Here is a 25,100-nt window from a genome sequence, read left to right on the forward strand (position 1 = left end):
TTAACCCTGCAATAAACTGATATGCAACTTCACTTAACCCTAATTTATCGCTAGGATCATAAAAACAGTTTTTCCCGTCCTTTTCAAGAGACATGTTAATATGCATTCCAGAACCATCAACACCAGACTTTGGTTTTGGCATAAAGGTAGCATGCATACCGTGACGTCTTGCTACCGTGCGGACAGCCATCTTTAAGGTCATAATATTATCTGCGGTGATTAGACCATCTTCATAATGAAAATCAATTTCATGCTGTGCTGGTGCAACTTCATGGTGGGAGGCTTCAATTTCAAACCCCATCTCTTCTAATGTAAGCACCATCTCTCGTCTAGCATTTTCACCGGCATCCATAGGTCCTACGTCAAAGTAACCGCCTTTTTCCCTTGTTTTTGTGGTTGGTAACCCATCTTCTCCTATATCAAAAAGAAAAAATTCGCATTCCGGACCAACATGGAATGTGTAACCAAGATCTTTCGCTTCCTGTAATACACGTTTTAATATGTATCTAGGATCTCCTTCAAATGGTGTTCCATCGGTACGATATACATCACAGATAAATCTTGCAACCTTACCTTGCTGCGGTCTCCAAGGAAAGATTTCAAAGGTATTTAAATCAGGATGCAAATACATGTCAGATTCTTCGATTCGTACAAAGCCTTCAATGGCAGAGCCATCAAACATATATTTATTATTTAATACTTTTTCCAACTGGCTCGTTGTTACTGCTACATTTTTGAAATTACCAAACATGTCGGTAAACTGAAGGCGGATAAATTCCACATCCTCTTCTTCAACTAATCTTAAAATGTCCTTTTTTGTATATTGCTTCATAAGTTACCTCCTAACAATATTTTGTTTATTTCATCCCATAGGGTGAGTAATCATCCCTCGGAAAGTTTCCATTTATATAACAAGAGAAACTTTAATTTGCTAGCCTTTCCTGGTGTAGTCCAGCTTCGTTGGACACACCTGTATAAAAAAAGACAAAGACATCTATCCCAAGACGCCTTTGCCTAAAATTCATTATTAACTACGGACAAAAATTTGTCAATGGAAATCGAGTGAGATTTTATAATATGCTTTTTCTGCGATTCTCTATCATCTGAAGCAACATTTTCTTCGAATGATTCACTACCAAATCTTCTGGGAACATCGCTTCTTTTATGATGTCTTTTACATATACATGATTTCCTATATCGTATGCTGTATGTGCATCACTGCTCATAATAACTGGTACTTCATATTGTTTACAATACTTAAGCATTGTAAGGTCATTTTCTCTTGAGTTTGGTCGAAAGCTTCCAGGAGCCACAGAGGAGTTATTTAACTCTAGTAATACCCCGTATTCTTTTGCCTTTTTTACAATGGTCTCATAATCAAGCTCGTATCTTCCATCGTCAGGATGACCAATAACATTAATATAAGGGTTTTCCATTGCACCAACGATTGCATTTGTATTTTCCCTCTTCGTCGCTTTTTTGTAACATGGTGGATGGATACTTGCGATACAAATATCTAGTTTTTTTAACACTTGGTCTGATAAGTCCAGTGTTCCCTCATGGTCTAAAATATTTACCTCACTTCCAAGAAGAAGTTGTACACCAAACATTTCTCTTGGAACCACGTGAAGATTTTGAAAGTAGAATTCATGGCAAGTACCTGGCATAGTTGGAGCATGTTCGGTTATTCCAAGTAATTCGATCCCTTTCTCTGATGCTTCCAACGCCATTTCCTTGATTGTATTGTATGCATGACCGCTTGCCAAGGTATGGGTGTGAACGTCTAAGATGTCATTCATGATAGTCCTCCAAAGTCATTGTATCCTAATCGTCAGCAATTTTTATTGCAGACAGTAGTTTTCTTTTATCCGTTTCATTCTCTCATATTCTATCTGGGTTGTAAAGTGGAGAGAATGAAAGAGGCATTGCAATTTAATAAAATTTGTTCTATAACTGGTAAAGTACCAATATTTTAGTCCGACGTAGAAATTACTACTATCGAAAAAGAAAGGATACACATATGAGATGGATACAATCACAGATACAATCTAGTGCATTAAAGATGCCTATTGGCTTCGATGTCTTACTTCCTGAATCGAATGTTCCAATGGATTCACTCTATTTACTACATGATACAAACATGGATCATAGCCAATGGCTTCGGCTTGGAATTGAATCATTTTTTGAGCATAGTAACTGTGCGTTAATCATGCCACAAGGAAATAATAGTTTATTTCTAAATACCAAGAATAACTATAACTTTTTTGACTTTTTAACGAACGAATTGCCTTCTCTATGCACCACTTGGTTTCCATTAAAAAATGAGCAAACCTCTAGGTATATAAGCGGTATTGGAACCGGTGGTTATACCGCTATCTTAGCAGCATTCGCCATTCCATCCTTTTTTCATAAGGCAGTTGCTATAGAAGGTCAGTTTGATCTAGATTCCTTCTATGTAAGTGAAAACGGAAATGATATTTCCAAATGGCTAGGTGATCAAGAAACCTTTAAAAACAGTACAATAAACCTCTGGAATCCAACTACAATTTCCATAGATCACTTAGATACAGATATAACTCTGATTACAAATGAGCTGAGTAATGTGTATAAACAAAATTTAAAACTTAGTAACTATCTTTCTAAGTCTCACCCAAACAAGATTCACTTTGAGTCCCTTCAAAGCAAACAGTTTATGTTTCATGCAATGAGCAAACTATCGGAAATTGCTACCGATACATTAGAGGAGGTGGCTCCATGGCAGTGATGCAATTACACTTACCAAGTAAAGTATTAGGAATGACAGTGGAAGTATTCGCGATTGTGCCAGAACAATTTTATGATGTTAATAATAACTTACCAAGAATTCTATGGCTCTACCATGGCAGCAGTGGTGATCAGATGGCATGGGCACTGGAAACGAACTTAGTGGAACTAGCAAAGAAAGAGCATCTTGCAGTTTTTTGTCCTCATGTTTATAATTCCTGCTTTATTGATATGGCAGAAGGAGAGCGTTATGGAACATTTGTCGGAAAGGAACTCCCGGAAATTATTCACTCCATATTTCCATTACTTCCAACTGACCGTACGATGAATATAGTCTCAGGTTTTTCGAATGGCGGATATGGATGTTTCCAAGCTGGATTAACCTATCCAGAAACTTTTGGATACATTGCTGCCTTCGGTGCTGGTGATAAGGCAGATGCGGACTTTTCCTACCGTCCATTACAAAAAAAGATATTATTTGGTGACGGAGACCTCCAAAAAACAAAGTATAGTATTAAATACCTGGCACAAAGCTTGATTGAAAACAAGCAAGTCTTACCTAAAATTTTTCACTCCTGTGGGGAATCTGATCCATGGAGATGTGATAATGAGAAGATGCGAGACTTATTAATGTCTTACGTTAACAATCCTTTTGATTATCAATTCCATCTGTTTGAAAATATGGGGCATAGCTATGCTTGCGCAGAACTTGGGCTTACTATGTTTTTTGAAGAATATTTGCAGAAGCAGGAAAAGTAATATAAGAATTAAAAAACTACAAGGTTACACTGAAAGTAAAGTGTAACCTTGCTAGATTTTAGAGTTATCATTTTAGAAAAATTATTAAATCCTTAAGCAGATACTAGATAGGATTTCGGATAAGATCTCTACAATCAAGTAACCATGTGGATTCTTCAAGAAAATCCATCCTTAGTAGCTTGTATCTAGAATCAACAAGCACTAAAAAATTAATTATTGAACTTTGACTCCATTATAGTAAACCTTTAACACTTCATTGGATATCGTACCAAAATCCGTCCAATCCTTCTTAGCAAATCGTAAATCAACTACCAGCTTTCCGGTTCCTTCTGACAGCATCGTACTCTTACTGATACTAATCACAAGTTTTTGATCCGTCAACTGCCCAGAAACATAACCATTTAACGGTGTATACCATGGTTCAACAGTTAATTGCAACGCTGCGTTATCTACCCAAACATTATGCTCTTGATTGATGATTCCATCGGCCGTAAACTCAATGGATACCTTTGATAAATCAATCGTACCACCAAGTGCATTTATGGTGTATTGCTGGCTTATCGTGTTCCCATTGTTTTTCGTAGTTACTGCTACCACCGGTTTTGCTCCCTCCACTGGTACTGTAGTAGGGGTTGGTGTTGGAGTTATTGTTGGTTTTGGCGTTACGGTTGGTGTTACTGTAGGAGTTATCGTCGGTTTTGGCGTTACGGTTGGTGTTATTGTAGGAGTTATCGTTGGCTTTGGCGTTACGGTTGGTGTTATCGATGGCGTCACAGTTGGAGTAATCCCATTAATGATAGAATAATATGCTGGCTTTGCTTGATAATTTCCATCAAATAATAATGGATATCCACCTAACCAACTAGTCTTATCCGTAACACCCCAGAAGATAACTCCAGTAATATTCATACCCTCTTTCTTTAAACTAATGACCTTATTTATCAGAAGTTTATATCTGTCTGCCTGAGCAGCTAATGCAGATGTACTATTGTCTGGCTGCTTTATATCTAACTCGGTTAGTTGTAATTCTAATCCTAAGGTATTATATTTACGAACAGCGGTCTCAAACATACTAATACTTGGATAATCCATAACCCAATGAGACTGCATTCCCATACCATCTACTAAGCCCTTATCCTTTAATCCTTTCAGGATATTAAAGATGAAGGTACTCTTTCTATCCTCATATTCGTTATAATCATTATAAAACAGTTTACAACCAGTTGGAGCATATTTTCTAGCATATTCAAATGCTTTTTGTATATATTCCTCACCTATGGTTTGCATCCATGGAGAATTACCAGATGTTACGTTATTTGATCCTGGATTTCTCATACCTGTAGAAGTATTTGGATCTACCGCTTCATTCACCACATCCCAAGCATAAAACTTAACTGTTGGATAGGTTGATGAGATCAGTTGCATCACATTTTTGATGTAATTTTCTAGTCTTTGAAGCATCACTTCTTTGGAAACCCAAGCAGCATTTGAATCCGTAGAATAATTTACCTTAAAGAACCAATCTGGTGTTTGGCTATGCCATACTAAGGTATGTCCACGAACTGGAATATTATTATCTCTTGCATATTCAAGTAAGGTCTTTGCAGCTCTAAGATTTACCTGAGGATTCACCTGATTACCACCATTTGCTTCCATATAGGCTATGGTTGCAGCGTAATCTAATACGGTGTCAGGCTTTAACTCATTACCAGGAGTTAACCTATTATAATGTTTCGTTACCAATTCTTTTGCTGGAGTTGGTGCAATTTCACTTGAAGTTGCCGCTCCACCAACAAAAAAGTAACTTGAAAATACATCCTTTAAACTAGGAATATCTTTTTGAATTTGTGGTAGAGTTGCTGGCGTTGCAGTGAAATCATCAATGTAAAATTCTAAGAAATCTTGATTTGTTGGTGAACTCGTATATGCTGTTTCAACATAGATCTTCGCATTCGTAGCATCGGTTGGAACTGTATACTCACCTTGAATTAAAGTCCATTGATCTTTATTTACTGTCGAAGTCTTAATTGTTTTGTACTGATCATTTACCCCATCATTGTACTGAAACTGCAAACTAAACTTTTGTGTGCTGGAATAAGAGCTCCCTTTGTATTTTAAATAAATTCCAAATACATAGGTTTCACCTAACGTAAGTTCCTTTGTCACATCACAGGTAGCACCATGCCATGTCTTTGTGCGATTACTGACTTTTAAGCTATGTAATCCTGAATATGCCTCTTCTGTACTTTGTGTTACGACCTCTTCCTTGTCACCTCTTGGTCCCCATCCATAGGTGCTTGCTTCAAAGTCGTGATAAATTAGGTTACCATATACTACTGCTTCTTTCGTAGTTTCCGCCTCAACCTTTTGTATGTTATTAACGTTCATTGGAATGACAATGGCAACAGCCATTGCGAGTGCAACTAGTTTCTTGAAAAACATAAACACACCTCCTGATTGTTAATGAACAGTGACTTAATACCCCTTATTAAGCCTTAGCTTGTCCTTTTGGTAACACCATTATTTTACTACAAGTTGAAAGATTTTTAAAGTATTATTTACAATTTATTACTATTTTTAATGATATAGCTAAAGATGTCAAACTGTAGTATATAAAAAACAATAAAGAGTAACAATTTAATCTATTTTTATCGAGTAATCCTGCTTTGCTATTTACTTGATCCAAAATGCAATAGAATGTAGCTATCCATGAATTGTAACACAAAAAGCCAAAGAGCGAGGTACTAGCATACCTCGTTCTTTGGCTTTCTATAAAATATCATAAAATTTATCTATATATTTTCACATTATCAATCCAAAATGTTGCAAGAGAAGCCTTTTCACCTTGAATAATGAAGGAATCAATGGTATTTGCAGTAATTGCTGGATCTGTATTAGGTACCACTGGCTTTTTGTTCAAAGCGTCAGTTACCAGTTCAACCCCATTAATAAAGATGGATGTAGTCCCCTCTTCTCCTGGAGTCATCACTAATTTTATCGTATACCAAGTATTCAATTCATACGATATTTCTGGAATATCAATATACTTACCGCTGTTATCCTCCTGCTCATAACAGAATTTTCTCCCCGTTACTACAGCTACACCATCCACTACCTCTACATTTGCTTTTGTCTTAAGTCGGAACATTTCACGAGCTTTTGATGATGGGCTACCAATATCTGTAGATCCGATTCCAATGGAAACTACGGATGCTTTTTCTGTACCTTCGACATAAATTCTATCATCTTCCATAAGCAAATCAAACTCAATTGTTGTTGTACCTGTTGCTTTGTCGAAGATTAATAACGCTTTCGGCTGGAGAGAATCAGAATCATCTGTAAACTTTAGTGCTTTATTATTTTCTCTATCGTCTACTATTCCAATCGCAGCACCACTTGCTGAGGTTATTTTCCATGAAGGACGAATGGATGGATTTGTCTCACTAGAGGCAACTGGTAGTTCTCCTAGTGTGATATTATTAAAGTCTTCACCATAGATTAAAGTCTGACTTGGTTCTTCCGGATTCTCTCCTGTTTCACCGTCTGCATAATCACCAGTCCAGATTTTCATATCATCAATAAAGTATTCTGTTAAATCCGTCGTCCCTGTTTGGAAAATAAACTTATCAATAGTTGCAAATTTATTCTTATTTACTGCCTTATCGATTACTTTTACTCCATCAATATAGATATCTGTTGTATTCGCACGTTCACTGCTATTATCAGGTGTAGTAACCATAGTAACGGTATACCATTCATTTCGCTCATAGTTTTTACCAGTATCTAAGAAATTTGTACCTTCCGGATTGCTATATACAAATCTAGCATTTGTTACGGTGTTGTTTGATACAGAACCACTTGTCTTAAATCGAAATGCTTCATTTACCTGCGATGTAATCAATCCAGTACCAAACCCAATCGTAACAGCAGAAAATTTGTCTGTACCCTCTTTTAAATCTCTTGTTACTTTAATCTTAAACTGCATAGAAACTGTTGATGCCTGTGGTTCAAATCCAAAAAATGCCTTAGGCTGACCTGCACCATTATCATCAAACATACGTAATGCACCGTCTACTACTTTATTTTCAGTAAACTGATTATTGGAAGTTGCAGTCTCCCACTTTGATAAATCTAACGCCGTACTAAATGTATCACTAAATATAATTGTTCCCGGTGAGACATTGTTTACAACAGCAACATTACAATCCACATAAGCTTTTGGATTATCTAAGCTTTTAACACGTACCACAGCAGCACCAGCTTTTAACGCTGTTACTACACCTGTTTGTGATACCGTAATACAATCAAAACCGCTAATTACTTCAAAGCTCACCCCTTGTTCTGTTGCATTCGCTGGAGTAATTTGTGGAATAAGATCCTTAGCCTGACCTATAAAAAGTGTGATGTTATCTTCTGCTAGAGTTAATGACTCTACACGTACAATCGTATTATTATCTACCACGGTGATGATACATTCATCATAAATCTCTGGATAGGATGCACTAGCAACTCGTATGGTTGCTGTTCCTGCTTTCACTGCTGTGATGAGTCCGTCTTTACTTACAGAGACATATTCACTACCGTTAGTAATAGAATAAGTCAAACCTTCCCGTGCACCGTCTGGAGCTATTGTAGCAATCAGTCTAATTGAGTCACCAGTCGCCATAATAGATGGTGTAATACCAAGTGTGACAGATTCTGGTGCTGCTGCATTTTCAGACTCCGGTGCTTTAACGCCAGAATAAATTTTTATATCATCAATAGAAAAACTTATTAAGTCCTTTGTTCCGGAATAGAAGTTAACTTGGTTTATATAGGCACTGTTAAAATTATTTGATAACTGACTACCAACTTTTAGACCATCAATATAGACATCCGACATATTTCCTTTTGCCGTTCCATTATCAGGTGTTGTTATAATGGTTACTTCTTTCCATTCACCAAGTTCAAACTTTGTTGCATCCGTATTCATGGTTGCTTGTTGATAACCATGAGACAATAACCACATATGATTCATTAGTGTACCAGCATTATAAGTAGAACCATTTCTAAGACGGAACATTTCGTTACCAGTCGTTAACCAGGTATCACTTCCACCTACACACAGATATAGATAGGATGGTGTATTCTTGGTATCCTTAATTTCTGTTTCGTCTACGCGAACTTTAAAACTTACCGTTACACTATTTAGTTCTTCTGGAAAATAAATACCGGCTTTGGCACTACCAGATTCATCTTTATCAAAAAATTTCAAGACATAGTTACCATCTTCATTAACTACACTTACATTCGTAGCACCACTTGGAAGTAAACCAATTTCATCTGCACTTGTAATGTCATAAGGAGCATCTGTACCAAAATTTTGTTCATATACAGCTTTTACTTCCTGCGTAATTTCTTTTACAATTTCTATACTACACTCTGTATAAACAGTAGTATTTTCTACACTTGTTGCACGAACTTTTGCTGTACCTTCCGCAATTGCTGTAATAACACCCTGATTATTTACTGCTAAATTCTCGTTACCTTCTACTACACTCCAGGTAACTGCTTTATTTACAGTATCTATCGGGGTACATTGAGTTTCTAACTTCATTGTCTCACCGATACCCATGGTTACATTGTCCTGAAGCATCGCCAAAGACTCAATTGGAACAGGCTTTACAAAGTTATCATCATGAAATGTTTCAATTTTATATACTTTTACCGTAGCACCTTCGCCCTCATAGTCCTTCACACTATCTTGTACGTAGTTACCCACTTTAAAGTACCCTAATTGACTTTCCCAAGAAGAATCATTCCCTAAAAAATCATACGCATAGGTTTCACTCCTACCATTACTTGAGATTGTAACATAAGCAACACCTTCTACAATCTTAATTTCGGTATCAAATCGCTGATTTAAATCAACATCAGAAAAATAGAATTTCTTATCTGCTGCACTGTTATATGCTGCTGTCTTAATATATACACCTACACTTTTTGTTAAATATTCATACTGAACTTTAATTAGTACTGGCCCATTTTCTCCATTTGGCCATATACCATGAATCTGTGAAACGATTGTTTTTCCATTGGATGGCACCTCTGTTACCATCTCACTAGTTCTTAGAATATGAGTACCTTTCCAGTACCAGTTAACAGATGCTGTTTTACCATCAATTAATTCCCGAAGTTCTGAACGTGAATAAGTTGTATTGGCTGTTTTGAATCCATCGACAGGTGAACTCATAACAATACCACCATCGTTCTGATCCACATAAAAATTTGGTCCTTCATAACCATTAACTAATCGATCTGCTGTAATTTCTTCCACTCCAGTCATCGTTTCATTCGGTGTTGGGAGCTGTAACTTCCAAGTTGAGAAATCAGCGATATCACATGGTAATAATTTTGTTGGCTCTGGCGTTTGAGTTGGAACTGCCGTTGGTTGAGGTACCTGTGTCGGTTGTAGTGTTGGATATGGCGTCTGTGTTGGTTGTAATGTTGGTTGTGGTACCTGCGTTGGCTCCAATGTTGGTTGTGGCCTCTGTGTCGGTTGTGGTACCTGAGTTGGTTTCAGTGTTGGTTGTAATGTTGGTTGCGGTACCTGAGTTGGTTGTAATGTTGGTTGCGGTACCTGAGTTGGTTGCAATGTTGGTTGTGGTTTTTTTGTTGAGTTTGGTTTCTTTGTTGGTTTTGGTACAACCGTTGGTTTAGGATTTGCTTCTACTTTTTCTCCATTTACGATATAAGTTACCTGCTTTTTCTCGATGGTAACCGAACCATCTTTTGTTTTCACAACAAGATTTTTTGCAGAATTATTCTTTACTGTTAAACTATCAACATCTTTCGCAGTTGTTATATTTGCTATTGTGGCACTTTTATCAATGACCATATGTAAATTCTTTGCTTCAATTACAAAGGAATTTTTCTTACCCAACTCTTTCCATCCATTTTCATTTAAATCTTTAATGTTAATCTGCTGAAAGGTTGCTTTATTCGATACCGATGCATTTGGAGCATTCACAATAAGAATTATGTTGTTATATTTCTTATTTGAAATATTAAATCGAATTGCTTTCTTAGATTCAATTTTTATAGTTCCATACAAATTAGAACTTAGGGCTTCATCCAGTTCGGACTGGTTTTTTACAATCTTTGTTGCTAACCCTGGTATCAATAATTCCTGTCCTACTTTAATGTAATTTACATCTTGAATATTATTTAATTTTGCAAACTGTGTAACTGATGTATTATACTGTTTTGCAATTTTACCTAACGTATCACCTCTTTTTACCGTATAGGTAATTTCTTTCTTAGTATCCGCATATGCCTGACTCATTGGTATACTTGAAATCGACAATGCCATGACTAATGTTAGAATGAAAATTTTTCTTACCGCATCATTCACTCTTTTTGCGCTCCGAATATTTTTCATAAAATCCTCCTTACTTATAGTTGATGAACTTACTATGTCATATAAGTTTTTTTATGTAAATCATTAATAATCCATACCATATACTATATCCTTTTTTTGTGCATATTAAATTTTCACCATATATACTTTTTTCTATTTATAGTTATTTTTGTTACCTTTTTATTAATTATTTTGATATTTTTTATGCTTTTTCACTAAAGTTACATTCTTGTATTTCACGCTTATAACTTCAACTAAAATCAATTCTTTTCCTATTTTTCATTTCATGTTTCTCAAATAATTTATTCATGTTATAATCCCATCCACTGGAATACAATCTCCCTGCAATCATAATTAAAATAACAATAAATTTCTATGGAATAGATAAGACCCTAAATTACACTCACCCCATAAACCTCTATATTTGATATATCGAAAGCATGAAAATCATCGTTTTTCTTAATAAACTTACACAGTCTAATCCATTCTACTTCTCTTTGTTGAAATGTAAGTACTTGTCCTACTTCAGTTTTTACTAAATCGCATTTAATTTTAGAATTATCTGAAAATTTAAGGAAGGAATCCAACCAAAAGCTATCCTGAATAGAATTACTTTGTTTATGAAAAACCAATTTATTTATGCTGACTTTACGTCCAAATCGAATGTTTAATTCAATGCGCTCCTCGCTATTACTGTTGGTTATGTATTGGCTCTTTGATGAATTAATTACATTTTCATTAACAATCTCTACATGGGGATAGCAATTAAAATTGCTCTTATGATCGTACTTATTAAGAGCCAGATTTCTATATTGCCTAATCTCTTTATTAGAAGCAACTCTTGCATATAAGGAGTGGGCCTTTCCTAAAAAGCTCACTTCAGCATAGCTTTTCTTATTCCCTCTAAGTGGAACTTCAAAAGCCATGATATTAGTTGCTAAATAAACGATACACTCTCCAATCGTCTCATCCAACTGTATTACAAGATAGGATGGGTTTTTATTACATTCTAAAATTATCATATCACCTTCTTGAAAATTTTCTTGATAATGTAAACACACATCATTATATCCACCCATCTCAGCTTTTACTTTATAATCCTTGTCCATGACTTTCATTGTTATTTTATGCATTGTGTTTTTCTCCTGTGCTATTTATTTTCACACAATTTATTTTTAACTTGATTTAACCTTTACACGATTTACTTTTATCACTTTACTTTTATCACTTTACTTTATCACTTTACTTTTATCCCCCGCTTACAGAAGCGGGGGGACTTCCCTGATGAGGTTAAATTGAAAATTGTTTCAATGCTCTTTCTAAAATTTCAGCATTTTGTTTTAACTCAATTGAAACCTTCTCCGAATGAGTTATAACTTCCTCCTGAGCTACTAAACTATCATTTACCATACTAGAAGCTGCACAAGTTTCTTCTGATACCGCAGAGATATTTTGAATTGCCTCTAGAGTACTTATTCTTGTAGAATCCATACTAGAAACATCTTCATATACCTTCTCCATATTAGTAAGTACTTTTTGCATACTGTCTTTCATATCGTGAAATACCTCTATCGTTTCTTGTATTGATATATTTTGTTTTGAAACGATACCTTCTGCTTCCATTGCTTTATTAACCGTATCCAAAGTCTGTATATGGATATCTTCTACAATCTTTTTAATCTTTCCGGCAGAATCTTGAGATTCTTCCGCTAGTTTTTTTATTTCATTCGCAACTACAGCAAAACCCATACCAGCATTTCCTGCTCTGGCAGCTTCGATACTTGCATTTAATGATAACAAATTAGTTTGATCCGCAATTTCATTAATCACATTAATAATTGTACTTATTGATTCCGATTTTTCTTTTAAAATCTCAATATTTTTAACAACACTATCTGTTATCTTTGATGTCTCCTCAGACTGTCTTGTCATAATTGTCATCTTTGTGATACCTTTGTCCACTATATCCTTTGATTCTTCTGCTACAGTTACTGTCTTCCTAATATTAGTATTTACTGTTGTAATACACTGCGACAAGGTATCAACTTGAGTTAAACAATCTTGAGAATCCTGTGCCTGTTGTATGATTCCTTGATCAATATCTTTAATTGCATATGAAATCTTTTGTGAGGTTGAAGCAATACCATTTGATGCATCAATAACGTTTTCTGATGATAACGTTACTTCTTTTACTACTTGATCTACTTGATGTATCAATGCTCTAGTCCCTTTAATCATTTCACTTATATTAGAAACAAGACCCGCAAATTCATCTCTTCGCTTTGTAGTTATTGTTACACTTAAATCACCTTTGGCAGCTAATTTTAATTTTTTATTAATTGTAGATAAGCACCTACTAATACCGATTGATATCTTAGCCCCATATAAAAGTGCAATAATACTTGCTAATACAACAATGATACTAACAATATACTTAAGTTCATTTGCTTGCTTCACAATATTTTTTTGTGGTACCAGTGCACAAATCATAGCATCTGTATCACCAATCTTATGATACATGTAATAGTATTTCTCACCTAGAATGTCTACGTAAGAATTACCTTTGTCTCCTTCGCTTAGTCTGCTCTCTTGATAAAAGGATTGATCAGAATATGATATTTCCTGTAACTCTTGGCTTTCTTGTGATACTACTATTTCTTTCCCATCTGCGGTAATAAAACCTACAGAACTTCCTTTTCCTAAATTTAATTGGTTTAAAACTTCCGTTAGTTCTTTTTTACTTATATCAACAACCAGGACACCATAATCTTTATCAAAATTCTTAATTAGCTTCATATAGGATATGATATAACTCCCCTCACCAATCTTTAGCTCCTCATCAATTACTTTGTGCGTTCCTACCCAAATCGGGTTCTTTTGTTGAAGCGCTAACCCCTCTGGCGAATCTTTTAAAAGCTCGTAAAAACCACGATTTCCCTTTAGCGTTGTAGAAAATACATTATAATCTTTCCCCGGTATGATATGTATGTTAGAGATAAACTTATTTGCAGTAGTTGCTGATGAAATAGATTGATATATTTCATCAAGGAAAGCCAATTGTTTGGTTAAGTCACCGATGGATTCGCCTGCCAAATAATTATATAATTTCATATTCTTACTATATTGATCAACTTCCGCTTGTGCTGTTTCAAGTACTAATTCTAAATAGTTTGCAGTCATATCAATTGCTTGATTTGTACTATTCTCATAATTTTCGTTTAATCCAGAAGACGATTTCGATAATGCAATAATTCCTAGCAATACCATAAATAAAACCGGAATAAAATAACCTGCAATTAATTTTACAAAAATGCTAATTGATAACCTCTTTTTCTTAACTATAGTACTCACACTCCGTTTCTTCGATTTAAGATATAAGTTTTTTATATTGCATGTCGTAAATTACAATGAGGCTTCTATTTTTTATAGAAGCCCCATGAAAATTAGTTTAAATAAACAAGAAAAGTAAGCTGTCCTTGTATGAACTAAATAAATGCCTGCCCACCATTCACCTGAATGATTTCGCCTGTTAAGAAGGAAGCTTTGGTTGAAGTTAAAAATTCAACAACAGTTGCTACTTCTGATGGATCACCAAAACGCTTCATTACGATACCAGACTTCCATGTTTCCATAACATCTCTACTTGTTGCAGAATGGAAAGCAGTATCAATTGTTCCAGGTGATACCGCATTTACACGAATACCAAACTCAGCAAGTTCTTTTGCTAAAGCACGAGTTAATCCTTCAATTGCCGCCTTGCCTGCTGCATAAATTCCAGCACCTGGACCTCCACCGGAAGTAACAGCTATCGTACTATAATTAATAATGGAAGGATTCGTACCTTTCTTTAATAGAGGGATTGCTGCTCTACTAGCAAAGAATGCACTGTCAAAATTTAATGCCATTACTCTTCTCATAAAGGATGTTTCCATACCATCAAATTTCTGTCTACCGCCTAAACCACCTACATTATTTACTAATACATCAATCGAATCATACTGTTTTGCTATTTGATCAAAAGCTTGATTCACATCATCTTCTTCCATGGAGTTGGCATAGATAAACTCTGCATTGATATTATTTTCTTTTAATTCAGATAATGCATTGTCAGCATTTTCCTTATCAATTCCAGTAATAATAATATCATACCCTTCCTTACCTAAAGTCAAAGCAACACTAAGACCGATTCCACTTGTTCCACCTGTTATAACTGCTCTCATTTTTTTATCCTCCTACATTTCACTTCATGTTTTCTTTTTCATTTTCCATCTTCTATATCTAACATCTTACAGTATATGAGCACATTACAAAGCAACGTACTTCACCTCTATAAAATTGATATCGTAGTACAGTGCCTTTCGATATTATAAGAAACACGTACTTTAACACTTTACAATACAAGGTCTTTCCTATTTGCTTAAAAAATCTTCTCGTATCGGTGTAAAAATATCTAACAATCTGCCTTCTTCTGATAATAGCTTACAATTGTGCATTATTTCCGGAGGCATATATACGGTGTCCCCTTCTTCTATCACCTTTGTTTCATCTCCAATATAAAACTCGAATTTACCTTCTAGACAGTAAGTAATTTGCTCGTGCGGATGTTTATGTGGGGCTGAAATACATCCGTTTTTAAAAGACACCTCAACTGTCATTAATTTTCCGTCATAGCCTGTAATTCTACGGCTACATTTTTCGGCTTCTACTATTTCGATTTTAGTATCCTTTTTTAAATGAAAATATGACATAGTTTCCTCCTGTTTGCGTATAGCTTATAATTTTAAGAAATTATTAATATGGTTTGCTAAGTTAATCCCCATAATTGCATGCCCATAGGTAGTTGGGTGAGTCAAATCACCACTAAGACCATTCACATCATCTAGAATGTCACTACCCTGAACAACATGTATCTTCTCACTATTTGCGTTCTTACCTTGGTCCACTAATATTTGATTAAATTCACTATTTCTTTCTGAATATACATCGATAAGAGCTGTATATTCCATGCTCTTTCTATGAGGGAATGGCGTTATAATGATTGCTGGTTTATTGATTTGCTTTAATGATGAGATTAAATAACGAACTCTTTCATTAAATTCATCTGGAGTGTAATTTTGCAGCATATTTACACCAAGCTCACAGGTAATAAAATCAAAGCTGCGTTCCTTCACCATGTAATCTACTAATTCTTTCTCAATGTGACAACAACCACTAAATCCCATATTCTGAACCTGCATCTTTAAACGAGAAGCTGCTACATGAACATATCCATCCAAATGGGAATTCGTAATAGAAGACCCATAAGCGAGCCAATTAAGTTTCGGTAGTTCTTCTTTCTTCGGCGGTCTAATTTCGTGTCCATGAGTATCAATTCCGTGAATCACTATTGTGGAACGATTACAAACGATGCGCCAAACCTTTGGAGAAAAGCCTCCTTGATTTAACATGGTATCATTTACAACCTGAAAATTAGGTGGTGGTGTTACTCTGAAAAAATTCGTAATTCCTGGCTGGACACTATAAGTCTGATATAAGAAATTTCCTTTATAGATTCTAATAGTTCCATTACCAATTGACTCCGATTTTTGCATAGAGATATAAATATCTATATTTGTTGCATCCGTTACAAAACGAATTTCTGCACCAATGGAGTCCATACCAACATAACGAGCTTTTTCATTTAAGAGATTTCTTACTTTCATTGGGACCCTAACAAGTCCATTCTCTCCAATACCAGGGATTGGTTCTAGGTCTCCAACATTATAAAATTCAACCTTATCTAAGTTCATTCCTATCCTTTCTACGCTGTACGTTGTCTTGCTTGCAAGAAAATGCACAGCATCAAGTTTGCGTTAAGCGTACTTGTACGCTTTGTAGCGCAGACACAAACTTTCTAAGTGAAAGATATAATCTTTTATTCTAATCTTACTTTGCAGCTATCGTGGATTTAATTCTGGCTCTAGAGGATGTTGTACGAATAATTAGCGTATCTCTCATCTTATCTGCTGGATTGTTATAAGTTTTTGCGAGATAGAGACGCATTCCTTGTTCTAAATCAAGTTGCATGGATACGAGTTCATTTTCTATAGTAATGCTGTTATTAGATAATGTAATCTCCTTAACTTCCTCGATACGTCCATACTCGCTAAACATCGATACTGGAGTAAGCTTTAAACCATCTATGTTCACCGGCGTTTCATAATGGAAGAACCAATCAATTTGATTCTTTTCTTCTAGTTCCACGTCAAAAATATCTGTTAACACAGTACCGTCTATCGTAAGATCTCTTGTATAGGTAACCCCATCATATGCCTTAGTGCTTGCTTTCACATGGGTATCGGAATTCTCCAATAAAGTTCCCGGATGACTAATATCACTTGGCATCCCATCAATTACGCAAGTATTATGAGCTGCAATTTTTCTATGCCATTCATTGCACATCTTAGAAGCATAGCCTGAGTTTGACAAATCTTTGGTTAGCACCTGATTGTTTACCATAATTTCAATGTTCATTTTATCCGGGTGTGCATGACTTTTCGTCTGATGACCATATTTAAAGAATAAATTATAGGTATCATTTCTTAGAATTGCACAGTTGCTCGCTTCAAAACTCTGTGAACCACGGGACTTTATTCTATCTGATTTTAAATCGGAAAACTCCGGACAATACATAATCCTGGTTAACGGTATTCGATTATCATAGTAATATGGCTCTGATAATGGAAGCCTTGCTCTTGGTACAGGGTTGTTTTCTATATGTTTTAGATAAGGAAGTATTTTATCTCCAAATACGGCATATGCCATATAGTAAACATAAGAATAAGTTTTTAAGCTGATATTTGGCCATCCATCACTTGGATTTGGGAAAATATCATTATCAAAGGCATAGTCATAAGCTGCTTCAAACATATGAAATACAATATCTTGATATTTTTGATCAATTTCAAAATGGTAGGCCTTTGCAGAAACAAAGAAGTTCATAATTCCTTCCAGTGCAAAGAAATTATAATGGATGGAACCCTCATACCAGAAACCACTTTCTGTTACTCCCTTTTGTAATTGTTCGAATAAATGAAATGGATTTTTTGTTGCTTCGGCAATCCACTTTTCCTCTTGAAAAAACAAACCAAATACACCAATCGCACTATTTATCCACGTAGGAATATTATGAATGTGCATTTTTTGTGGAACTAATAATTCAAACATTGGAGCAAATAAGGTTTCTTTCACCATCAAAAGCCAATCTTTGTCTAATGAGTCCTTTAACAACTCCAAAGAATTTACGATTCGTATAGCAATGATGGCTTCATTTAAGCCCTGAGGCATAATCTTTCCTGCCCCACCAACATCCGTGGTAGGACTACAGTTAATTTGATCTTTTGCATGTAATGTAAACTGATGATAATGCTTAGCATAAAATTCAATGATGTCAGTTGCAATCAGTTTATACTGGTCTTCCTTTGTAACCCGATACATAATGGATGACTTTAAAGCTGTAACAATTGCTTCATTACGCATCATCGTAACAAAACATGCATTGTACATATATTCATCGTAAATTCGTCCGCAGATAGAGCATTTATGTTCCAAAGGCTTGTGTATATCATAAATCAATCTTCCGCCATCTTCGTTACAGAAATAAGCGTGCCCCCAACCGCTTATGAACCGGGAGTCATCCTTAAAATTTTCCATAAAATCATGGATCTCAGATTTCATAGCCACTAGCATTGATTCGTATTCAATGCTCTCATTGATATATTTGAAATAATCCATTTTATCCTCATTTCTGCGCTGTTTTTTGCGCATTCCCAAGTATTGCTTGCTGAGTGAAAGATTTAGCTTTCACTCTTTACTTCTCTAGTATCTTTTGTTTCCATCCGTTCTAAGTGAGAATGTGTTACCATCATGACTAAAGTAAATAAATACATCATGTCCCTGGTCATCCTTAATTGCTGTCACTATTTTTCTATCTTCCACTTTAGATGGAACAAACAAAGATACTATGACATGATTTTTAGCTTTCTTGGTTTTCATAGTTAGATGCCATTGTTCATCAAGCCCTTCTATCTCTTTTAAATCAACTCCCTCAAATTCATTTGTTTGAGTTAAAGATTCTATCTGACTTGAACAATAAACAACCTTACCGTCTAGCCTTGCCTTTGGGCGATCAATGCTGAATTTGTTTTGATCAATGTTAAATTCGGTTAGACTGTGTAACAACCAATCCACCGATACTTCATGTTCTGCTTCAATGCTGTCAACTATAACAAAATAAGACTTGTCGATAAAATAAATCTCTCTTGTATAATCTTTTAATTCAGGAGCATTTTCAGCATAAGCTTTGGTTGCATTTTCTTTAATATAGACAAGATTTTCTTGTTCTTTGACTTCACAAACACACCCTTTTGCATTTAACTGCTTTGCTTTATCCATTTCTGCATATTGGCCTTTTCCATCAATTAAAATTGTGTTATGTGATTTCGTTTGTCGGCGCCAATCTCGATGCATCGAGGTATTAAAACCAACATAATAGCCACTTTTTATAATGAATGGCTCTCCATAAGCAAAAAGTAAAAATGAATTTTGATCACCATGACTATGGCTTACACTGCCATATGGACTGCTCTTTGTTAACATGAAAATGTGATTATTAAAATCCTTCATATCCTTATTGATTGCAACCCAACCAATATCATGGAACCATTTCACCATATCAAGCTCTTGTTTCTCAAAGGTGGTGTCTTTACTATCATGCTGATATACCATTTCATCAAAATGGAAATCCCACCATCCGTTATTATAAAAGGCTTGCTCTATCTCAGGTTCTCTTTTAAAAACCTCATCATAAAACCAACGGTAATTTTCATTCTTAGATACAAGGGCAAATTGCCGGATATTAAATGCTAATTTGTGTCCTGGATACTTCCCAAGGTTTGATTGATCACTAAAGCTCGCACGATAGGTATCTACCGGATTACAATACAATGGGAAATCACCTGTCTTTTGGAAGAATGGACGCTTATAAATATCAATGCCGGTAAAATTCTTAATCATATTAATGGCATCAATAACGAATGCCATACCAGTGGTCCAATACATAGGGCCTTCTGCCCAGCCCCCGTCAATACCACCCCATGGTGTATAAATTACATTAAAATATTCAATGGTATAGTCAAGCCACTCTTTCGCTTCTTTACAGTCTGTAAGCATTGCAATACAACATGGTGATAATACAGAGGAAAGTGAGCGTACTGCATGACTGTCATACAGTGAAAAATGAATTCTTGAGTTCACAATTACATGGTCAGCAACTTGTTTCGTACGTATAAAAAGTTTGTCAAACACATAATCCCGTTCTTCTTTTGTTAAGTAGTTATATAGCCAGTCATAGCCAAAAGCTAATGCATAAGCAACGCGAAATGCACATTCGTCATTGTAATCACGGTTTGTAGGTCCTTTGGTATCCCAGCCTGCAATTTCTAATAGTGCTGCTTTTGCTTGTGCTATCATTCGCTCATCTTCAAGTATTACTCCTCCAACTGCTAAGGAACGAATATGTGATAAGGCTTCCTGGCAGTCTGTATAGTTTTGTCTCCATAAATGAACTACTCGTTTATTGCCTGGATATGGTTTTGGCTCTTTTATAAACTCTTTATCTAAATACGTAAGAATTGATTTTTGATAAAAGGTATCAAATCCACAGTAATTTTTTTCTTTCTTAAGATTCTCTCTAAAGTTTTTGATTCCCTCTTGATTAAGCCAAATTCTTGGATGAGTTAAGGTTACTTGATCATAACGATGTTCACGGCTAATTAAAGGTGTCTGTATCATGTCATTCGTAATTTGAAAATTTCTTACCTTGCTATAATCAAAGTTTTTATCATTTAAGCTATATCTCCAATAGTAAGTTCCAGGCTCTAAGCTCTCATCTAGTGTAAAAAAATTATATGGAATATGCTCAAACGTTGTTGTAGCATCCTCCGTGAAATCAGGATTTTTAGATAGTTGTAAACGATATTCCAAATCCTCATCACTTGCTGGCATCCATGTAAATCTTGGGGGATTCTCATTTAGCACCTCCCCATCTGGTGCATATTTAATTGTCAGCAAAGAATCTTTCGGTTCTAATATCTTTTTCATTTTTTCTCCATTCCTGCAAAGTTTTTAACGTATTGGTTGAATGATTTAATTCTAACTTTATCACTATTCTTTTGTACGTTCTTTACACACAACAAGTTTGTGGTGCTAGGGCACAAGCTTTCGTGTGTTTCATTTTTTTATGAATTGAGCTGTTACAAGAGATTACGCTATTGCAACAGCCCATAATATTTTATTGATTATTTACATAACGCTCATAAGCATTTTGATATACTTTTACTAATTCCTCTGAGCCAAGTTCTTTACATTTTTCAATGTAGCTATTCCATCCGGTTTCGATGTCTTCTTTTCCAATGATAAATGCACTAATTTGCTCTGTCTGATACTCATTTAATACGGTAATATACTTATCATAAATTGCAGTTTCTTCTTCTGTAAAATTTAAAATTGGTGTTGCAGGAGCAGCTTCATAAACATTACTGGAGGTATAAAGATTATACGCTTCCAATCCTTCTTTTACTGTCCATTGTGCTTCATATGCAAAATCTTGTGCATAACCGATTGGGTACTGTGCACCATAGCCTTGCTGCAAATAAGCGTTTACAGCACCGGAAGAAAGAACTTCCTCTGTAAAGGTAGGTTTTCCATCTACCATCGTGTAGGTTTCACCTTCGATACCATAATTAATTGCTGTTCTTCCTTCCTCTGAGAAGAACCAATCCATAAAGCGAATCGCAGCTTCAGGGTTCTTACAATTTGAAGAAATTGCCCAACCATCTGGTTTCGCTAACGCTCTTTGGTGCTCTTCGAAAGCAACTCCATCTTTGCTTACAGGTAACATAGCTTCAACTTTAAAATCAGGTACTGTCTTTAATAACTCTTCATTATAATTGTATGATGTTGTTGATGCGATCCACTCATGTGTCATTCCACCAACATTATCCTTTGTCCATAATGTTTGTCTTGCGGTATTTGCTTTTCTTGTAAATACTTCTGGGTCAATGATTCCATCTTCATACCACTGATTCATACCAATAATTGCTTCTTTAAACTCTGGAGCGGTCCATGCATGATACATTTTATTGTTCTCATCTAAAACAACTTTTTCTGTATAGGAGTCAAAGCCATATACTCTAGCACCCCAAAGATTTGCAAGACGAATCATTTCTTCAAACTTATCATTAAAGTATGGAATTTCATCTTTGATACCATTACCATTTGGATCATCATTTTTAAATGCATACAACACTTTTTCTAATTCTTCAAAATTTGTAGGCATTTCTAAATTTAATTTCTTAAGCCAGTCTGTTCTAATGAAATATGCTCTAGCAGCATCACCATCAGGAATGTAATTTAGCATGTAAATATTTCCGTCTGGAGCAGTTAGTGCCTTTTTTACTTCTTCATTTTCATCTAAAAACTTTTTAATGTTTGGTCCATATTGGTCGATTAAATCATTTAAAGGTAAGAATGCACCCTGTAATGCATATGTAAAAATAGGTCCCTTTAAGGAGTTACCGCCATAAATATCTGCTGGGAATTTTTCTGTTGCTTGCAACTGGAACTCTTCTGTTGACTTTTGAGCAACCGGGTTCGCTGTGTTTACTAATTTGACATTTGTCTTATCTGCAGCTAATTGAAATACTGGTAAGATTTTTCCGTCTGCATCCACGATTGTAAACTTATTATTTGAGTGGAAATGCACTTTAAGCTCTGCTGCTTCTGTTTTCGTTTCATCTTTCCCCTGGTTGTTGTTTGAAGAAGCTTCGTTGGTTGGTTTATTATTATTATTATTTCCTGTTGTCTCTTCTCCTTTTTTTCCACATCCTGTGAATGCACTTACTGCAAAGATTAATGCAAGTGAAAGTGATAAAATTCGTTTTCTCATAATAATCCTCCATTTTGCTGAGTGAAAATTACTTTTTATTTTCACACTAGCTCCTAATCAAATATCAATAAATGTGCTCTTTTGGCACGGTAAATCTGATTATCAAAACACAGTTTTGGTTTTGATAATTACAATATAGTTCTTGTTAACCCTTAACGCTTCCTACCATAACCCCCTTTACAAAGAATTTTTGAATGTATGGAAATACAATCAATACCGGAACAATAGAACAAAATACCAAAGCATAAATAATAGTATTATACGAATACTGTTGACCAGCAATAGAAGAAGCATATTCTGATACTAATGCCTGATCAATAATTTTTTGCTTCAAATAAACTTGTAAAGGAATTTTCTTCATGTCTTTAATTAAAATGGTGGACCAGAAATATCCATTCCATCTAGACATTGCATAATATAGCCAAACAGTTGCTAGAGCTGGTTTCGATAATGGCAAATAAACTTTTATAAAGCATATAAAGTCATTTGCACCATCAATCATTGAGGACTCTTCCAGTTCTATAGGAACAGCTTCAAAATAATTTCGTAACAGAATTATGTAAAATGCTTGAATACCAAAAGAAATCAAAATCATAAATCGGTTATTCGTTGCTCCTAACGCTGTATAATTTAAATATAACGGTATAAAACCTGGAGTAAACCACATTGTAAAGGATAAAATAATATTAATTAATTTTCTAGACCCAAATCGCTTTTTTGATAATACATAAGCAGCTGGAGTACTAACTACCATACTAAAGAGTGAACCTAAAACAGTAAAATACAACGTATTAGCATAAGATGACCAGAATAATTTATCACTCAATACTTGCTTATACGACTCTAGGTTAAAACCTTTCGGCAATAATAATACTTTACCGGCATCCACCGCTTGCCCATTACTTACAGAACATGCAAATACATAAACAAGAGGATACAGACAGACTATTCCAAGTAATCCAAGTATTATAACATTAATGATATCAAATATCTTACTTCCATTAAGTCTTTTTTTCACTACTGTACCTCCTACCATAATGATGTCTCTGAATATTTTTTAGAGATTCTATTTGCAGCAATTACCATAATAAAACCAATGACAGAATTCACTAAACTTGCTGCGGTAGAATATCCATAATTCGGATTATTCGCTACACCCATTCGATATGTAAATGTACTTAAGATGTCAGCGGTATCATAAATACCTGGGTTATATAATAAAAGTACTTTTTCATACCCTACATTTAAGATATTTCCAATACGAATGATTAACATGATAACTATGGTAGATTTAATACCAGGCAAACTAATGTGAAGGATTTGGCGGAATCGGCCAGCACCATCTACTCTTGCAGCTTCATATAGTTCTGGTGGAATTCCACACAAAGCTGAGAAGAATACGATAGAACTAAATCCTGCCTCTTTCCATATACCAGATAACGTATAAATTCCTCTAAAGTACTCGGACTTTGCCATAAAATGAATTTGTTCATATTCTGCACCAAATAGACTGAATAGGTTTTCTAATAATACGTTAACTAAGCCTGTGTTTAGTGCTAAAATAGTAAGAACTAAACTACATACAATAACTTCTGATATAAAGTGTGGTGCATAGGTTACAGTTTGAATAAATTTTCTGTACTTATTATTACGAATCTCATGAAACAATACAGCTAATATGATTGGTACTGGAAACCCTATCACTAATCCATACAAACTAATAATAACAGTATTCTTAAATGCTCTCCAAAATAAATCGCTGGAAGGGCCAAACATTAAATCTCTAAAATTATCTAGTCCAACAAACGTACTTCCTTCTATTCCTTTGAACGGGCTATATTCTAAGAATGCAATCCATATTCCATATAATGGACGTATTGAATAAAAGAATAGCCAAACAAGTAGTGGAAGAATTAATACCCAAAGTCTCCAATCTCTTTTTATACTTACTGTTACACTATGTGCAACTTTCCTTGGAAAAAGAGCTATTCGCTTTAAGTTACCAGCTAATGGTTTCTTCATAATATAGTTTTTACCTCCTTAAACTCCGATACCTTAACAAAACCAACTTAAGCTGCCTTTCCTGTATCGGCTAAGTCCACTATGTCACGAAACTTATTTGAAGTAAATCATCAATAACCCAAATCATATACAATATTCTTTTTATATCAATCACTATTTTTCCATCTATCC

16 protein-coding genes are annotated in these 25,100 nt (G+C 35.0%); 2 read left to right on the forward strand and 14 right to left on the reverse strand.

All coding sequences use genetic code 11. The features are described from left to right. Both RTP52_RS10840 and RTP52_RS10845 read right to left on the reverse strand, forming a co-directional pair. Nucleotides 1-832: glutamine synthetase family protein (locus RTP52_RS10840; RefSeq protein WP_312371243.1), on the reverse strand; the 832-nt coding region annotated here is incomplete at its 3' end. A 238-nt stretch (nt 833-1,070) separates the two neighbouring features. Then, a complete protein-coding gene (locus RTP52_RS10845) occupies nt 1,071-1,799 on the reverse strand; it encodes a phosphatase (protein WP_312371245.1) in 729 nt (242 codons plus the stop codon). A 221-nt stretch (nt 1,800-2,020) separates the two neighbouring features. Here RTP52_RS10845 and RTP52_RS10850 point away from each other — a divergent pair, with 221 nt between their 5' ends. Together RTP52_RS10850 and RTP52_RS10855 are read left to right on the forward strand one after the other, a co-directional pair. Beyond that, nucleotides 2,021-2,764 (forward strand): alpha/beta hydrolase-fold protein, encoded by a 744-nt coding sequence (locus RTP52_RS10850; RefSeq protein ID WP_312371247.1) that lies wholly within the window; start codon nt 2,021-2,023, stop codon nt 2,762-2,764. Then, nucleotides 2,755-3,522: an alpha/beta hydrolase gene (locus tag RTP52_RS10855; protein ID WP_312371250.1), complete on the forward strand. Its 768-nt coding sequence runs from the start codon at nt 2,755-2,757 to the stop codon at nt 3,520-3,522. Before RTP52_RS10850 ends, RTP52_RS10855 begins: the two co-directional genes overlap by 10 nt. Before the next feature lie 213 nt (nt 3,523-3,735). Here the strand turns inward: RTP52_RS10855 and RTP52_RS10860 are convergent, their stop codons facing one another. The 12 genes from RTP52_RS10860 to RTP52_RS10915 form a co-directional block, all read right to left on the reverse strand. Continuing rightward, nucleotides 3,736-5,964 carry an endo-1,4-beta-xylanase gene (locus tag RTP52_RS10860; RefSeq protein WP_312371252.1) on the reverse strand — a complete coding sequence of 743 codons (2,229 nt, stop codon included), beginning with the start codon at nt 5,962-5,964 and terminating at the stop codon, nt 3,736-3,738. 346 nt (nt 5,965-6,310) lie between these two features. After that, complete coding sequence (locus RTP52_RS10865; protein ID WP_312371254.1) at nt 6,311-10,942, reverse strand: polysaccharide lyase family 7 protein; 4,632 nt, start codon at nt 10,940-10,942, stop codon at nt 6,311-6,313. A 371-nt stretch (nt 10,943-11,313) separates the two neighbouring features. Next, nucleotides 11,314-12,054 carry a hypothetical protein gene (locus RTP52_RS10870; RefSeq protein ID WP_312371255.1) on the reverse strand — a complete coding sequence of 247 codons (741 nt, stop codon included), beginning with the start codon at nt 12,052-12,054 and terminating at the stop codon, nt 11,314-11,316. Between the two features lie 157 nt (nt 12,055-12,211). Next, nucleotides 12,212-14,272, reverse strand: a complete 2,061-nt coding sequence (locus RTP52_RS10875; RefSeq protein ID WP_312100302.1) for a methyl-accepting chemotaxis protein — start codon at nt 14,270-14,272, stop codon at nt 12,212-12,214. A gap of 134 nt (nt 14,273-14,406) precedes the next feature. Continuing rightward, on the reverse strand, nt 14,407-15,141 hold the full coding sequence (locus RTP52_RS10880) for an SDR family NAD(P)-dependent oxidoreductase (RefSeq protein ID WP_312100300.1): 735 nt from the start codon (nt 15,139-15,141) through the stop codon (nt 14,407-14,409). Between the two features lie 189 nt (nt 15,142-15,330). Beyond that, nucleotides 15,331-15,669: a cupin domain-containing protein gene (locus RTP52_RS10885; protein WP_312100299.1), complete on the reverse strand. Its 339-nt coding sequence runs from the start codon at nt 15,667-15,669 to the stop codon at nt 15,331-15,333. 24 nt (nt 15,670-15,693) lie between these two features. Beyond that, entirely contained in the window at nt 15,694-16,710 is a 1,017-nt protein-coding gene (locus tag RTP52_RS10890) for an SGNH/GDSL hydrolase family protein (RefSeq protein WP_312371258.1), read from the reverse strand. A 136-nt stretch (nt 16,711-16,846) separates the two neighbouring features. Continuing rightward, nucleotides 16,847-18,694, reverse strand: coding sequence for a heparinase II/III domain-containing protein (locus RTP52_RS10895; protein WP_312371261.1), 1,848 nt, complete (start codon nt 18,692-18,694; stop codon nt 16,847-16,849). Between the two features lie 84 nt (nt 18,695-18,778). After that, nucleotides 18,779-21,061, reverse strand: coding sequence for a DUF4962 domain-containing protein (locus tag RTP52_RS10900; protein ID WP_312371264.1), 2,283 nt, complete (start codon nt 21,059-21,061; stop codon nt 18,779-18,781). A gap of 190 nt (nt 21,062-21,251) precedes the next feature. Then, nucleotides 21,252-22,907, reverse strand: coding sequence for an extracellular solute-binding protein (locus RTP52_RS10905; protein ID WP_312100293.1), 1,656 nt, complete (start codon nt 22,905-22,907; stop codon nt 21,252-21,254). A gap of 145 nt (nt 22,908-23,052) precedes the next feature. Then, on the reverse strand, nt 23,053-23,925 hold the full coding sequence (locus RTP52_RS10910; protein WP_312100291.1) for a carbohydrate ABC transporter permease: 873 nt from the start codon (nt 23,923-23,925) through the stop codon (nt 23,053-23,055). Nucleotides 23,926-23,936: 11 nt separating this feature from the next. Then, the gene (locus RTP52_RS10915; RefSeq protein ID WP_312100290.1) at nt 23,937-24,929 is read right to left on the reverse strand and encodes an ABC transporter permease; all 993 of its coding nucleotides are present in this window, start codon (nt 24,927-24,929) and stop codon (nt 23,937-23,939) included. Between the last annotated feature and the right edge of the window lie 171 nt (nt 24,930-25,100).

Source organism: Lachnoclostridium sp., from assembly GCF_031997925.1.
Taxonomy (GTDB): domain Bacteria; phylum Bacillota; class Clostridia; order Lachnospirales; family Lachnospiraceae; genus Lachnoclostridium.